Genomic DNA, 15144 nt, shown 5'->3' on the forward strand with positions numbered 1-15144 from the left:
GAGAAACCATGGATACAGCACTACAAGGCCCCGCTCCGGTAAATGGTGTTACCTACAAGACAAATAGTGATTCCGGATCGCTGACAGGCGGAACCTCGCTGAACAGTACATTCGACATGTTCCTCAAGCTCTTGACGACACAGCTCAAGAACCAGGATCCTCTGAACCCGACAGACAACAATGAATTTGTTAATCAGCTCACCCAGTTTTCACAAACAGAGGCCGCGCTGAATACAAACACCAAGCTCGACAGTCTGATCGCCCTTCAGGGCAACAGCCAGTTAAGCTCGGCACTGGGATATGTCGGCAATGTAATCAAAGCGGACAGCATTGTGCTAAATCTTGACGAGAGTGGCGCTGATATTGCCTACGCCCTCACTGGAAACTCTGCAAAAACAGAGATCAAGATTATCGATGCGACTGGTAAAACTGTCCGTGTTCTCAACGGATCCTTAACTGCTGGACAGCACGAGATCCATTGGGACGGCAATGACGAAAGCGGAAACCCTCTCGAAAAAGGGCTCTATGGTTTTGCCGTTGTCGCGACAGACAGTGATGACAAGGTCATTCAGACAGCACAAGGCATCAAGGGTACCGTCACTGGTGTTCAGATGAGTAACGGTACAGTTGTTCTTAATTTGGGCGAAGTTGAAATCCCGCTTGAAAATGTTCAGGCCGTTCTTCAGAAACCCGCAGCCGGTAGCGGGAGCAGTTGAAATGATAAAACACATACACCCCGGTAATAACCCTGCAACAGGCTCAGAGGGCCTCGCGAAGACTTTCACGCATAGGGAGATTGGATCATGAGTATTTACGGCGCCCTCTATTCAGGTGTATCAGGGCTTTCCGCCCAGAGTAACGCCATGGGGATGATTTCAGATAACATCTCCAACGTGAATACTATCGGCTACAAGGGTGTTTCAGCACGCTTTTCCACCCTGGTTGCCCAGTCAGCCAGCCAGACAAAATACTCGCCCGGCGGTGTGCGTTCTGCTCCCCTGCGAAATGTGGACAAGCAAGGGCAGCTACAGGCAACAGCCGCGGCAACCGATCTTGCCGTCGCCGGAAATGGTTTCTTTGTTGTCAGTGACCGTCCTAACGCAGGTACCAATACCCAGTACCTCTTTACCCGCGCAGGGTCATTCCGGCCCGATGCCAGTGGCGATCTGGTCAATGCTGGCGGCTATTACCTGCAGGGGTGGCCGATCACTGCCGGCTCCACTCCGCCGACCAGTGCAGCCACAACTGCGGGTCTTGCAACGGTTAACATATCCAATCTCAATGGCGCTGCCCGTCCAACGACCAACCTTGAACTCGGATTGAATCTTCCTTCAACCGGAGCGGTTCCTGTGGCCTCCACAGGCATCACTATGCAGGCTAACCTTTCAAGCACTGCTCTTGTCGGTGCGACAGAGACAGTGTCGACTGTTGTCTATGACTCACTCGGGAATGCTCAGACCACTTCTTTTCTCTGGACCAAAACAGCCGCTGACCAGTGGTCTGTTACGCCCCAAAATCCGACTATCAACGGCGTCGCAAGCGGTACCGTTGCCGGTGGTCCCTACACAGTAGACTTTAGTCCTGCAACAGGTTTGCCGATTGCCCCTGTACCAGCTGTAACACCTAACTATACATGGAACTCAGGTGCGGCAGCCTCCCCTTTGACCGTCGATATTGGCTCAGCTGGCAGTACAAACCGTATGACCCAGATTGGTACAGTCTTTAACGCCACCCAGATTCTTCAGGTTGGCGGAACCGCGCCAGCAGAACATACCGCAACAGTTCAGGTGTTTGATGATCTGGGTAACGCCCATAACATGGATCTTCTGTTCAGAAAAACAGGGTCAAACACCTGGGAAATGTTCCCCCAGAACCCTACTCTTAACGGAACAAGCAGTGGTACCGTCACACCAGCAATCCGGACCATAACCTTTGCCAGTGGTCGTCCGGCGACAATTACAATGCCGGATCTGCAGATTGCCTGGAATCCTGCCATCGGCGCGGCAGCCAGTACAATTGCACTTGATCCGGGCACCATCGGGCAGGCAGATGGCATCACCCAGTTCAGCGGCAACTTTGTTGTCACACAAATCGAACAGGACGGCGTCACCTTTGGGAACTTCCGTGGTGTTTCGATCAGTGACGAAGGTATTGTTACTGCCCTGTTTGATAACGGTGAACAGCTCGATATATCCCAGCTTCCCCTGGCACTGTTTCCTAACCCCAATGGGCTGGAAGGCCGTACAGGGAACGCATTCAGCCCGACTTCTGAATCCGGTAACTTCTTGCTCAATCGCCCCAAAATCGGGGGAGCAGGCCTGCTGGCTTCTGCGTCACTGGAAGCCTCCAACATTGACCTTGCAGAAGAATTCACCAATATGATCGTGACACAACGCGCCTATTCAGCCAGTGCAAAAATCATTACAACTGCAGATGAAATGCTGGATGAGCTGATCAGAATCGCCAGATAAAAAGTAACTTCAAGATTATATATTTTATTTTTACGCGGCCATTCCTTGGGGATGGCCGTTTTTTTTATCTCTAGTTCTTTGTCTTAAAAGGTAAAAAATATAATACATAAAATTTAAGATAAATTGTCTAAATTATTGATATTAATAGTTTTTCAATATCCATGCGTTAAAAAGGTTCTGCTATTCGATAAAACCGGAGACCGACACGATGCCGTCTAGCAGCTTAAAGCGACGGGCAGCTGTTTCAGATACAACAACTTTGCCACTTTCACTTGATGACCTCCCTCCCCCGGAAACCAAACGCTGGGTTATCAGGCGGAAGGCTCAGGTCGTCGCAGGTGTACGGACAGGATTGATCAGTCTTGAAGATGCCTGTAAACGATACAAATTATCCCTCGAAGAGTTTCTCTCCTGGCAGAGGCTTATTGAAAACCATGGTTTGCGAGGGCTCAGGACGACACGTCTTCAGCAATACAGAAACGATGCAGAAACGAAATCTTCTGCTAAAATCTGATGCTCCAACACCCCGCCACAGCCAGAATTGAAAATTTATTTTACCAAGGGATTGGCATTTGAAATAGCAAAGCAGATACCTTTGCTCTAAGTAATTGTAACATATTAAGAATAGATCAAAACACTCTCTCGGCAATTTTTTCCTACCACTAGGCAATATTTTCCTTTGTTAACGTCCTCTTTACCGAATAACTATAGGTTTATGTAAGCAGGTTCTGTTACCTGCTGATGGCTTGTTAACAATTCGGACTTAGCGGTAGTGAACACATTCGTTGATACATTGAAAAATCTCGGCCCCATCCGGCTGGGGATAATGGCTGCAGTTGCTGCGGCTATTATTGCTTTTTTCATTTACCTCACAGGCCGTGTTGCCACTCCCGAGATGGCCCTGCTTTATGGAGATCTGGACCCGCAGGAAAGCGGGCAGATTGTAAGTGAACTCGAGCAGCTGGAAATTCCCTACAAGCTTTCTCCTGCCGGGAACACAATCTATGTCCCGGGCAACCAGGTTGCCAGAATGCGGGTAACCATGGCAGAGAAAGGACTTCCCAGTGGCGGATCAATTGGCTACGAGATCTTTGACCAGTCCGAAGCCCTTGGAACAACCAGTTTTGTCCAAAATATCAACCACCTAAGGGCGCTTGAAGGAGAACTTTCTCGGACAGTCAAGTCCATCAACAGGATTAAACAGGCCCGGGTTCATCTCGTCCTGCCACAGAGAGAACTGTTTAGCCGGGACAAACAATCCCCGACAGCATCCGTTGTGGTGACAACACAGGGCAGTTTTCTGCTCGACAAGCAACAAATCCTCTCGATACAACATCTGATTGCTGCTGCAGTCCCCGGCATGAAGCCCAACAATGTTTCAATTATTGATGACAAGGGAAACCTCCTTGCCCGGGGTGGTGACGAAGGTGATCTAAACCAGTTAACCAGTACTGCAGACGAGCGCCGCGTGGCTTACGAAACCCGCTTGATGCGCACGGTTGAAGAATTGCTGGAACGCTATGTTGGGCGGGGCAATGCCCGGGTCCAGATTACTGCAGAAATGGATTTTGACCGCGTTACCGAAAATTCTGAAACATTTGATCCTGATGGACAGGTCGTCCTCTCGACCCAGACAGTTGAAGAAAGTGCCAATGAGGCTGACAACGCAGGTAACGATGGCATAACCGTTGGCAACAATCTGCCTGATGCAAACCTGGGTCAACTCGGCGCACCTGGCGGCGCCCAAAGCAATTCTTCACGTTTGGAAGAAACCGTCAACTACGAGAATTCCAAGATTATCAAGACCCGTGTTCACGAAACCGGGTCCATCCGGCGCCTTTCCGTTGCTGTTCTGGTCAATGACATCAGCACAACAGCAGAAGATGGTACCCGCACATTCGAAGCCCGGAGCCCCGAAGAAGTTGCTTCGCTGGATGCTATTGTCCGCTCCGCAGTTGGATTTGATGAAGCCAGGGGAGACAAGGTCGAAATTGCCAACTTCCGTTTTGCCGATGTTGATCCTCTGTTCTTGCCTGAGGATGGACTTCTGGGAATGGGCAAAGAAGACATGATGCGTTTCGCAGAACTCTTTGTCCTTGGCGTCGTCGCTATTCTTATCCTGCTACTGGTCGTTCGCCCTCTGGTCAGCCGTGTTATTGATGGTGACTTCGCGCCCTCCGGCGAAGGCGGCGGTGGCACCATCACCGTAACAGGTCCAAACGGACAGCCGATGGTCGTCGCGGCTCCTCCGGGAATGGCCGGATCACCCCTCATTCCGGGAATGCCCGCCCAGATCGGGGCCGATGGCACGCCACTTCTCATCTCGCAAGGCTCAGAAGGGGCCATGACAGCATCCGACAGCGAAAAGGTATCCTCCGAGATTGAACAGATGATCGATATGAACAAAGTCGAGGGTCGGGTCAGGGCCTCTTCTTTGAACAAGATTGGCGAGATTGTTGAAAAACATCCGGAAGAAGCCGTTCAGATCATTCGCGGCTGGCTGTACCAAGAAAGAAACAAAGGCTGACCCTGCGTCACAACGACATTTGAAATACCAGTAAAGAGCAAGCATATGCGCGACGACTACAGAACAATGACCGGCCCCGAGAAAGCAGCGCTTTTGGTGATGGCTCTTGGTGAGTCCCAAACCGCCCAGATCTTTGCTCTGATGGAAGACGACGAGATCCGGGAACTGTCACAGATCATGGCAACACTGGGAACAGTGAGTGCACAGTTGATCGAACGTCTGCTTGTAGAATTTGCGGATCAAATCTCCACCACCGGGACGATTGTCGGTAGCTACGACAGTACCGAACGGTTGCTGATGAAAGTTCTTGATCGCGATCGTGTCGACACCATCATGGAAGAGATTCGCGGCCCTGCAGGTCGAACCATGTGGGAAAAACTTGCCAACGTTAACGAAAACGTCCTCGCCAACTATCTTAAAAATGAATACCCCCAAACTGTTGCAGTGATCCTTTCCAAAGTGAAGCCTGAACATGCTTCAAGGGTTTTGGGGTTATTACCTGAACCATTCGCCATGGAAGTGGTGATGCGGATGCTGAGAATGGAAGCCGTTCAGAAAGACGTCCTGGACGACGTCGAACGCACCTTGCGCAACGAGTTCATGTCCAACCTTGCTCGAACCAATCGCCGGGATTCTCATGAAATGATGGCTGATATCTTCAACTTCCTGGATCGGAATGTGGAGAGCCGTTTCATGAATGCCCTGGAGGAACGCAACAAGGATTCCGCAGAGAGGATTAAGGCCCTGATGTTCACCTTCGAGGATCTGAGCAATCTTGATCCAGGTGGGGTGCAGACCCTTCTCAGTGCCGCTGAAAAAGACAAATTGGCTATTGCTCTCAAGGGTTCATCGGAAACATTGCGCGAGCTGTTTTTCTCGAATATGTCCGAACGTGCTGCAAAAATCATGAAAGAAGACATGCAGGCTATGGGCCCCATCCGGCTTAAGGATGTCGATGAAGCCCAGATGTACATGGTCACAATCGCAAAAGATCTGGCTGAAAAAGGGGACATCGTACTCGCTGATTCCAAAGGCGAAGACGAGTTGGTCTATTAGGAGACGCTGCAGTGTCACAGCCAAACTCGAAATTTCTCTTTAATAACTCTTTCGAAAAAAAAGAAGGATCAGGGAAAGCTACCAGTAATAAAATCGATGGGTTTGTAAGTGACAGGACCAGTCCTGCTGAAAAGACCGTGCCACAGCCCCCCCCCGAAGAAATTATACCTGTTCCAGAAGAGACAGTGCCCCTTCAGGAGGTCGAGCAACTTAGGCAGGCTGCCTATGACGAGGGAATGACCGCTGGCAAAAATGAAGCCATGGAGCAGGCCACGCAGATGCACGAAGCCCTGACCAGGCAGGCGCTGGAAACATTAGGTCAACAACTGGTGACGATGGAAAAGGAATATTCCGACAAGGTCGAGGAACTGCAAACGGTAACTCTGGACATCGCCATGAAGGCGATAAAAAAGCTGTTTCCGACCCTGGACAAGACCAGAGGACTTGAAGAAATCACGCTTGTCTTTAAAGAATGTCTGGATCGTCTTCCCCAGGAACCCCGTTTGGTGGTTCGTGTTGCCGATACCATTCTTGATGATGTTCAGGACCAGCTGCAAAAAGTTGCCGGACAAAGCGGGTTTACCGGCAGACTGGTCTTTCTTTCCGAACCAGGAATGCAGCCTGGCGATGTTTTGGTTGAATGGGCCGAAGGTGGCGCAGAACGGAACAGCGCCGAAATGCTGACAGAAATCGAAACAATTCTTAATCGGGTAATCAAGCCGATAGAAGGGCCCGGCCAGACCGGGCAAAACACAGTGCCCAAGGATACTTCTGATACGACAGGTGCACCAACCAATGAGGTTGTCGAATGAGCGATGAAGACACAGAAGATCAAATCGTGGGTGCAGCAGACGATACTTTTTCCTCTGCTCCTGACATGCCTGAGATGGAAGATGAATTCGACATGCCCGAGGCAGGTGGACGACCACCAACCAATGCCAAAGAACTTGAGGCTGTTTACGACATTCCCGTGCAGGTTTCAGCAATTCTGGGCAAGGCCAACATGCAAGTCAGCCAGTTGCTGAAGCTTGGGCGCGGTGCCGTAATTGAACTCGACAGGAAAGTCGGGGAAGCAATAGACATCTATGTGAACAACCGTCTTGTTGCCCGTGGAGAGGTCGTTGTTGTGGAAAACCGTCTGGGTGTCACCATGACAGAAATTATCAAGATGGATCGCAATTAATTTTTTTCACAGGGACGAACCACCTGAATGAATTCAGGAAATTAATCCCTGCGGTTTTCATTAGAATTTTCTTGGAGCTGCGCCTGATATGGCCAATACCACCACAACGACGCAAAGCACAGTTAGCCCGCAGGGCCCCAGCCGCCCGCAGTCAGAGGCCAAGGTTGACTATGCCACGCTAGTCGGTATTGGAGGCGCTTTCCTGACTATCTTGATTGCCATGTTCCTCGGGGGATCAGCAGGTTCGTTTTTTAACCTGCCCTCGATCCTCATTGTTATTGGCGGAACGTTTCTGGTCACGACAACATCATTCACTTTCGATGAAATTGTCAGATCCCAGAAAACCATGGTCAAAGCAGCTATTTATCATTCGGAAATGCCAAGTAATGCAGCCATGCAGGTTCTGTTTCTGGCTGATCAGGCCCGACGAAACAGTATTCTTTCCCTGCAAAAGCATCTTGCTGATATCAAAAACAGCGCTTTCCTGCACAGAGCAACCGGAATGCTTGTCGACGGTATCACCCCCGAACAGCTTGAAGCCGTATTGGAGCAGCAGGTTCAGGCAATCCTGACCCGTCACCAGCGGGCAGCGAGCATTCTCAGACGTGCCGGGGAAGTTGCACCCGCTATGGGCCTGATCGGTACCCTTGTCGGACTGGTGCAGATGCTGAGTAATCTGGAAGACCCCAGCACCATCGGCCCGAGTATGGCCGTGGCTCTGCTGACAACCTTTTATGGGGCGATCCTGTCCAATATGGTTTTTAATCCCCTTGCCGCCAAGCTTGAGCGCATCTCGCAGGTTGAAGCTACGGTCAATCAGATCTATGCCATTGGAATCTGCTCCATTGGACGCCAGGAAAACCCGAGGCGCCTTGAAATAATGATGAACACCATTCTCCCTCCAGACCAGAGAGTGAATTATTTTGACTGAGCCGACCCACACAAAAATCGTCCACCAGGAGAGTAAGTAATGCGTCTATTGATTGTTGGCTCGCTTGAAGGTCACATGATAACCGCCGGAAAAATTGCCTTTGAGCGAGGAGCCAAAGTGGCAACTGTCGATGATATACAACAAGCCATGTCTTCGCTTCGTACCGGTCAGGGAGCAGATCTGTTGCTGGTCGATATTGACCTCGACATTGATACCCTCTGCAAGAATCTTCTGGCCGAACGCTTTTCTGTTCCTGTCATTGCCTGTGGTATCGGTACTCAGCCTTCGAAAGCTGGTGATGCGATCCGCTCCGGGGCAAAAGAATATATCCCCCTGCCGCCTGACGCCGAACTGATCGCAGCTGTTCTCGCAGCTGTGACGGAAGAAACAACCGCTCTGGTTTTCAAGGACCCGGCGACAGCAGCAGTCTTGCGACTGGCAGAACAGATCGCTCCCTCCGATGCCAGTGTTCTGGTCACAGGCGAGAGCGGGACAGGTAAAGAGGTAATGTCCCGCTATCTGCATTCAAAATCGAAACGGGCAAAAAATCACTTTATTTCCGTCAACTGCGCTGCAATCCCGGAAAACCTTTTGGAATCAGAATTGTTCGGTCATGAAAAAGGCGCTTTTACCGGCGCGATTTCCCGTCGGATCGGAAAGTTTGAAGAAGCCAATGGCGGCACTCTGCTGCTGGACGAGATATCAGAAATGCATCCCCGCCTTCAGGCAAAACTACTGCGTGCGGTGCAGGAGAGGGAAATTGATCGTGTCGGCGGGACCCAGCCAATCAAGGTTGATATCCGCCTGCTGGCGACCTCGAACAGAAACCTGGAAGAAGAAGTCAAGAAGGGCAACTTCAGGGAAGATCTCTATTACCGCTTGAATGTGGTGAACATCGAGATGCCAGCCCTGCGGGAAAGGCCAATGGATATCGAAATCCTGGCCGAGCATTTCATTGGTAAATATGCCAAGTCCAACGGCATCGCCAAACCTGCTCTGACCCCTGAAGCCAAACATCAGCTTCTTCAGCACCACTGGCGCGGAAACGTACGTGAGCTGGAAAACACCATGCACCGGGCTGTTTTGCTGTCCCGTGACAATCTGATCAGCCCTGAAGCAATCATGCTGACAGGCAGCGCCACCTTTGGGCCAACGCCCACCGCAACACCCTCGGCTTCCCCAGCAGTTGCCCCGTCAATTCCGGGATACCCTGCATCCGGAAAAGCCGTTGCCTCCTCCCAGCCCATGTCAGGTTCGGAAGCAGCCGGGGGAGCAATGGTCGGAAGAACTGTCGCCGATGTGGAAAGAGATCTTATCCTGAATACACTTGACCATTGTCTGGGCAACAGAACCCACGCGGCAAATATTCTCGGGATTTCCATCCGGACCTTGAGAAACAAACTGAAGCTATACAGTGAAGACGGGATTGAAATTACCGGGCCGGGCGGAAATGACAGCCTGAGTCCCTCACTTTGAGACGCGGCCAGATTAGTTTTCTTTTAAGGGTGATACTGCTTCTATGACCGACGCCAGTCCACAACCGGGCGGAAATAAACTGGGTTTACCCCAGCCGATCCTCGATTTTATCGAAGTCATGAAACGCGGGGATATTGCCCTTGCGCTTGGCGTTGTCGCGATTCTGATCGTTTTGATCCTGCCAATGCCCAGTTGGCTGCTGGACATTGCCCTTGCCTTGTCTATCACGCTGTCGGTCCTGATCCTCATGACGTCCCTCTTTATCCAGGGACCGCTGGAATTCAGTTCTTTTCCCACAATCCTGTTGATTGCGACCATGTTGAGACTATCGCTCAACCTTGCCTCCACCAGATTGATTCTGGCGAACGGGCATGAGGGAACGGCCGCAGCCGGACAGGTTATCCAGGCCTTCGGCAACTTTGTCATGAGCGGCAATTTTGTCATCGGGATCATTGTCTTTGGTATTCTGGTCATTGTGAACTTCATTGTCATCACCAAGGGTTCCGGCCGCATTGCCGAAGTTTCGGCCCGTTTCAGCCTGGATGCCATGCCTGGAAAACAGATGGCAATTGACGCGGATCTATCCAGCGGGCTGATTGACGAGGCCGATGCCCGGGAACGCCGGAAAACTCTGGAAGATGAAAGTAACTTTTTCGGGGCGATGGACGGTGCTTCAAAGTTCGTTCGTGGCGATGCCATTGCCGGGCTTTTGATTACCTTTATCAATGTGATCGGCGGCATTATCATCGGAGTTGCCCAAAAAGATATGGCAATCGGTGACGCCGCTGAATCCTATACTATTCTGACTGTTGGTGACGGACTGGTTTCACAGATCCCGGCTATTATTGTTTCAACCGCTGCAGGCCTTCTGGTTTCCAAAACCACTTCCGTTGGCTCTGCTGACAAAGCTGTTTTTGCCCAGCTTGGTGGTTACCCTCGCGCCCTGGGACTATCTGCTGCATTGATGGTCGGCTTGGCTGCAGTACCCGGCACACCGGTTCTGCCCTTTCTACTTCTTGCCTTTATCTCTGGCGGGCTTGGCTGGGTTTCCAAGCAGGGAACAAACAAAAAAGAATTACTTGCCGAACAGAAGCAGAAAAAAGATACCGCGCCGCCGCCTGTGGCAGAAGAGCCGATTTCGGCGTCCTTACAGATCGACAATCTGCGGCTAGAGCTTGGCTACGGACTGCTGCCCATGATCAATGGACAAGGAGGAGAGCGCCTCACAGACCAGATCAAAGGCTTGCGCCGCCAACTTGCCCAGGAACTGGGATTTGTTCTCCCTTCGGTCCGGATACAGGACAACCTTCAGCTGGGAGCCAACAGCTATGTTATTCGCATTAAGGAAATTACTGCAGGTAACGGCGAATTGCGCCCCGCCATGCTTTTGGTGATGGATCCTCGTGGCGATAAGATCCAGCTTGTTGGTGAGGAAACAGTTGAACCGACATTCGGGCTGCCCGCCATGTGGGTCGATAACAGTCAAAAAGAAGAAGCGCTGTTCAGAGGCTATACCGTTGTCGATGCCTCAACCGTGATCACTACCCATATTACCGAGGTCGTCAAAGACAATATCTCCGAGCTGCTGTCCTATGCAGAAACACAGAAGCTGCTTGATGAACTCGGGGATGATCACCAGAAACTCATCGCCGATCTACTCCCGAGCCAGATTTCTGTCGGTGCTTTACAACGTGTCTTGCAAAATCTTCTGGCCGAACGCATCTCCATTCGGGATCTTCCGACTATTCTCGAGGGAATCTCAGAAGCCTGCGCCTATACAAGAAATGCAACCTTCATCACCGAACATGTCAGATCGCGGCTGGCGCGGCAGATCTCCAGCGCCAATGAAAACGAACAGGGTTTCATCCCCATGATCACCCTTTCTCCACAGTGGGAGCAAGCTTTTGCCCAGGCGCTTGTCGGGGATGGTGAGGAAAAACAGCTTTCCATGCCACCAACCCAGCTGCAGGAATTCATCACAACTGTTCGCCAGACCTTTGAACGTCACGCAATGATGGGCGAAACACCGGTCATGCTCAGCAGTCCTGTCATTCGCCCTTATGTTCGCTCGATTATCGAACGTTTCAGACCGACGACCGTGGTGATGTCACAGAATGAAGTACATCCTAAGGCAAAAATTAAGACTCTCGGGGTTATTTAAGAACCATGAGATACCTATTTTATGTCTGTAGCACAGCTGAAGCAGTAAGGAGGCGCCAAAAATGCGGTTAAAGCATTACATTGCGGAAAGCCTTCCCGATGCTATTCACAAAGTCCGGCAGGATCTCGGCACAGATGCCATCATTCTGGCAACGGACGAACTGGGCCCGGGCAAAGGTGTGCGGGTGACCGCTGGTCTCGACGAGGAAGCAGGACAGGAATTCTCCATCCAGGACCCTGTCGATGATGTAGACATTGTCGACGAAATTACCGAAGTCCTCGACTTCCATCGTCTGCCGCCTCAGCTGATCGAAACCCTTGTCGGTCACGCCGTCGGCATTCCAGCATCAGAGTGGCATATTTCGCTGGCAGGTGCCCTGGATAACCATTTTCGCTTTGCCGCAATTCCCTGCCGCCCCCAGCCACGCCCCCTGATGCTGGTTGGAATGCCCGGGGATGGCAAAACATCGACCATCGCCAAGCTCTGCGCCAAAGCGCGGCTGTCAGATGTCCCCACAAGCGTGATCACAATAGATTCAGAAAAAACCGGAGGAATCGAACAGATCGCGACTTTCTGTCATCGCCTCCAGGTGAATCTTGAAATTGCAGAAACCCCCGAACAGCTGGCAGAAATAGTTGAACGGACCAGTACGGACAGATTGATCCTGATTGATACAATGGGCATCAATCCTTTTGATGACACCAGCCTTAATGAGCTGAGCCAGTATGCCTTTGCCGCAAATGCAGAGATTGCACTCGTCACACCAGCCGGGGGGGATGTATATGAAACCGCTGATAAGGCCGCAGCCTTTTCGATCATGAACAGTAAATACATTATTCCGACAAAACTTGATATGACCCGGCGGTTTGGTGGTCTCTTAACGGCAGCTCACAGTACCAGACTTGCCTTTATGGCCGCGGGGACATCTCCTCATATCGTCGATGGATTATCTCCAATCAATCCGGTGTCACTGGCGCGATTATTGCTTCCTACCAGGCTGGAACACCAACAGCATACTCTTGCAACAGGCACACGCTGATGAACGAAGCCAAGAACTTTAATGTACAGTCCCTGCACGACAAGGTGCCTTGTCAGAATATGATTGCCATCGCGTCAGGCAAAGGCGGTGTTGGCAAGACATGGCTTTCCATCACACTCTCCCACGCCTTGTCAAATCTCGGTTGCAGAACCCTGCTTTTTGACGGGGATCTGGGCCTCGCCAACGTCGATATCCAGCTGGGCCTTGCCCCGAACAAGGATATGGGCGGCGTCCTTACAGGTCGTTATGCCCTTAAGGACGCGGCTGTACGGTACCCCGAGGGGGGCTTTGATGTCCTGGCCGGGCGCTCAGGCTCTGGAAGTCTGGCCAACCTGCCTGCCCAGCGCCTCAGTCACCTCACCAGTGATCTGGCCTCTCTGTCGGATTCCTATGACCGGGTCATTCTTGATCTCGGCGCTGGCATTGACCGGACCGTTCGCCAGCTGGCTGCTCAGGCTCAGGTTTGTCTGGTGATCACAACCGACGAGCCTACATCCCTGACAGATGCCTATGCCTTCATCAAGCTGACCAAAATGCAGAGGCCAGACGCTGATCTTCGTGTTATAGTTAACATGGCCGAGACCGAGCACGATGGACACAAGACCTACAATACAATTCGCAAGGCTTGTGAGTCGTTTCTCAAAATCACGCCTCCCCTGGCGGGAATTATTGTCAAGGACAGCAAGATAAAGGAAGCAATTCGCAATCAAACACCTCTGTTGGTCAGGTATCCCACATCCCCTGCGGCCGAGCGTGTCGAGCAGATTGCAAGGAATTTGCTCTCGGATAGATGAACAAGGTCAGCCTGCCGCTTGCTTCAGCCCCGTCTCCACAAGCTGGTGTTACGACACAGGCTGCTCAGGTAAGCACAATTGCCAACTACCCTCCTGCCCTTGCCACCCGGCCCGTGCAGGAACAGTTGCCTGGAACAGTCACTGGCCAAAATACAAAGGGGCAGCTTTTGGTCCAGACTCTCCTTGGTGAACTGGCCATCAACAGCCTGCAAAAACTCCCCCCCGGAACAGAAGTTTTACTTCAGTTCAAGACCCAGCGCCCCCCCTTTGAGATCCTGCTGCTGCCCCAGACGTCAAAGGCCCCGGCCCAGACATCTTCCCCTCACCATGCTCTGCCAAATGACAAACTCACTCTTGGCCATACCTTGCAGGCGCTGGTGCTTTCAACCTCCCCGCCCCCCTCCGGAACCCCCTCTCTCCCTCCTGCCCTGGCACAGCTCCAGCCTGGAAATGGTTTTCTTGTCAGAGTAGAGATCACACCTCAGGCTCCAAAACCCTTTATCACGCCCCCCGGTCCGGGTCTTGCAGCCCCGTCATCAGCAGGAGCCGCCCCCCAAGCCCCGGTCCTCCAAAACACAGGGGCGGGAGTAACCACAGCAACCACGTCACCAATTGTCACCACGGCTTCAGGTACAGTCATCATTCAAGGAACAGTAACAGGTGCCAATCAGGGGTTCCCGGTTGTACAAACACCTCTGGGATCAATTCAGCTGTCCATAAAGGCACCAATTACACCTGGCACCACCCTCACCCTGACACTTTCTCCACAGGCTGGAGAGGAGAACCCCTTGTCAGGGTTTTCACTTTCAACCCGAGAAGGAGCCGCCGGACAAGATCTGCGCAGCTTGTTACAGACAGCCTTGACAAGCCTGATCCATCAGGGGCAAGGCAATGCCCTGGCGAGCCATCTCCCCCATCAAGGGCCTGCTTTGACTTCAGGAATATTGTTGTTCCTAAATGCTCTAAAATCAGGTTCCACCAAAAGCTGGCTTGGGGAAGATACTCTTTCTCTACTCAGGAACAGTGGGCAGACTGAACTCGCCCAGAAGCTTTCTGCCGATACTCCCTTGATAGGACAACAGGTGGAAACATCTCAGGGAGAATGGCGTATGACTCCCCTTCCCGTCCTCTACGAAGGTATGCTGCAAAAAGCCAATCTCTTTGTCCGGGACAGGGAACAGGGAAGCCAGCAACAGGATGATCCTGAGCGTGAAGAGGCAACCCGTTTCAAACTCGAAGTAGAAATGAGCCGGGACGGAGATATGCAATTCGACGGGCTGGTCAAAAAACACCATTTCGATCTGGTGGTACGCAGCAGAAATACCCTGCCCCGGTACATGCACCAGAAAATATCCGATATTTTCTATGCCGCAAACGAAGCAACAGGCTATGCGGGCCGGATATCGTTCGAGGCTTCCAATCAATGGGAAAGATTAAGTGAAATCAGTGATCGCAATATTCCCAGCATCCACCAGAGCACTGTTGCCTAAGTCATAATCAAAGATA

General features: G+C 51.7%; 13 protein-coding genes. All 13 read left to right on the plus strand.

All coding sequences use genetic code 11. From position 1 onward, the window contains the following. Positions 1-8 precede the first annotated feature (8 nt). The 13 genes from B152_RS23170 to B152_RS0109695 all read left to right on the plus strand — a co-directional run bounded on the left by B152_RS23170 (position 9) and on the right by B152_RS0109695 (position 15128). Positions 9-716: a flagellar hook assembly protein FlgD gene (locus B152_RS23170; protein ID WP_020592209.1), complete on the plus strand. Its 708-nt coding sequence runs from the start codon at positions 9-11 to the stop codon at positions 714-716. Between the two features lie 87 nt (positions 717-803). Next, the gene (locus B152_RS0109640; RefSeq protein WP_026261434.1) at positions 804-2471 is read left to right on the plus strand and encodes a flagellar hook protein FlgE; all 1668 of its coding nucleotides are present in this window, start codon (positions 804-806) and stop codon (positions 2469-2471) included. 208 nt (positions 2472-2679) lie between these two features. Next, positions 2680-2985, plus strand: a complete 306-nt coding sequence (sciP, locus tag B152_RS0109645; protein WP_020592211.1) for a CtrA inhibitor SciP — start codon at positions 2680-2682, stop codon at positions 2983-2985. A 258-nt stretch (positions 2986-3243) separates the two neighbouring features. After that, the gene (fliF, locus tag B152_RS0109650; protein ID WP_026261435.1) at positions 3244-4998 is read left to right on the plus strand and encodes a flagellar basal-body MS-ring/collar protein FliF; all 1755 of its coding nucleotides are present in this window, start codon (positions 3244-3246) and stop codon (positions 4996-4998) included. Between the two features lie 45 nt (positions 4999-5043). After that, complete coding sequence (gene fliG, locus B152_RS0109655) at positions 5044-6054, plus strand: flagellar motor switch protein FliG (RefSeq protein WP_033405992.1); 1011 nt, start codon at positions 5044-5046, stop codon at positions 6052-6054. Between the two features lie 137 nt (positions 6055-6191). Then, positions 6192-6866, plus strand: a complete 675-nt coding sequence (locus B152_RS0109660; RefSeq protein ID WP_157231024.1) for a FliH/SctL family protein — start codon at positions 6192-6194, stop codon at positions 6864-6866. Beyond that, positions 6863-7237 (plus strand): flagellar motor switch protein FliN, encoded by a 375-nt coding sequence (gene fliN / locus B152_RS0109665; protein WP_020592215.1) that lies wholly within the window; start codon positions 6863-6865, stop codon positions 7235-7237. The genes B152_RS0109660 and fliN overlap by 4 nt, the downstream gene beginning before the upstream one ends. Before the next feature lie 88 nt (positions 7238-7325). Beyond that, the gene (locus B152_RS0109670) at positions 7326-8168 is read left to right on the plus strand and encodes a motility protein A (RefSeq protein ID WP_020592216.1); all 843 of its coding nucleotides are present in this window, start codon (positions 7326-7328) and stop codon (positions 8166-8168) included. 39 nt (positions 8169-8207) lie between these two features. Beyond that, entirely contained in the window at positions 8208-9644 is a 1437-nt protein-coding gene (locus B152_RS0109675; protein WP_020592217.1) for a sigma-54-dependent transcriptional regulator, read from the plus strand. Positions 9645-9687: 43 nt separating this feature from the next. Beyond that, a complete protein-coding gene (gene flhA, locus B152_RS0109680) occupies positions 9688-11805 on the plus strand; it encodes a flagellar biosynthesis protein FlhA (RefSeq protein WP_020592218.1) in 2118 nt (705 codons plus the stop codon). Between the two features lie 61 nt (positions 11806-11866). Beyond that, complete coding sequence (locus tag B152_RS23175) at positions 11867-12844, plus strand: flagellar biosynthesis protein FlhF (RefSeq protein ID WP_020592219.1); 978 nt, start codon at positions 11867-11869, stop codon at positions 12842-12844. Next, entirely contained in the window at positions 12844-13638 is a 795-nt protein-coding gene (locus tag B152_RS0109690; protein WP_020592220.1) for a MinD/ParA family protein, read from the plus strand. Before B152_RS23175 ends, B152_RS0109690 begins: the two co-directional genes overlap by 1 nt. After that, entirely contained in the window at positions 13635-15128 is a 1494-nt protein-coding gene (locus tag B152_RS0109695) for a hypothetical protein (protein ID WP_020592221.1), read from the plus strand. Before B152_RS0109690 ends, B152_RS0109695 begins: the two co-directional genes overlap by 4 nt. Positions 15129-15144: the final 16 nt, after the last annotated feature.

This window comes from Kiloniella laminariae DSM 19542 (assembly GCF_000374005.1).
GTDB lineage: Bacteria > Pseudomonadota > Alphaproteobacteria > Kiloniellales > Kiloniellaceae > Kiloniella > Kiloniella laminariae.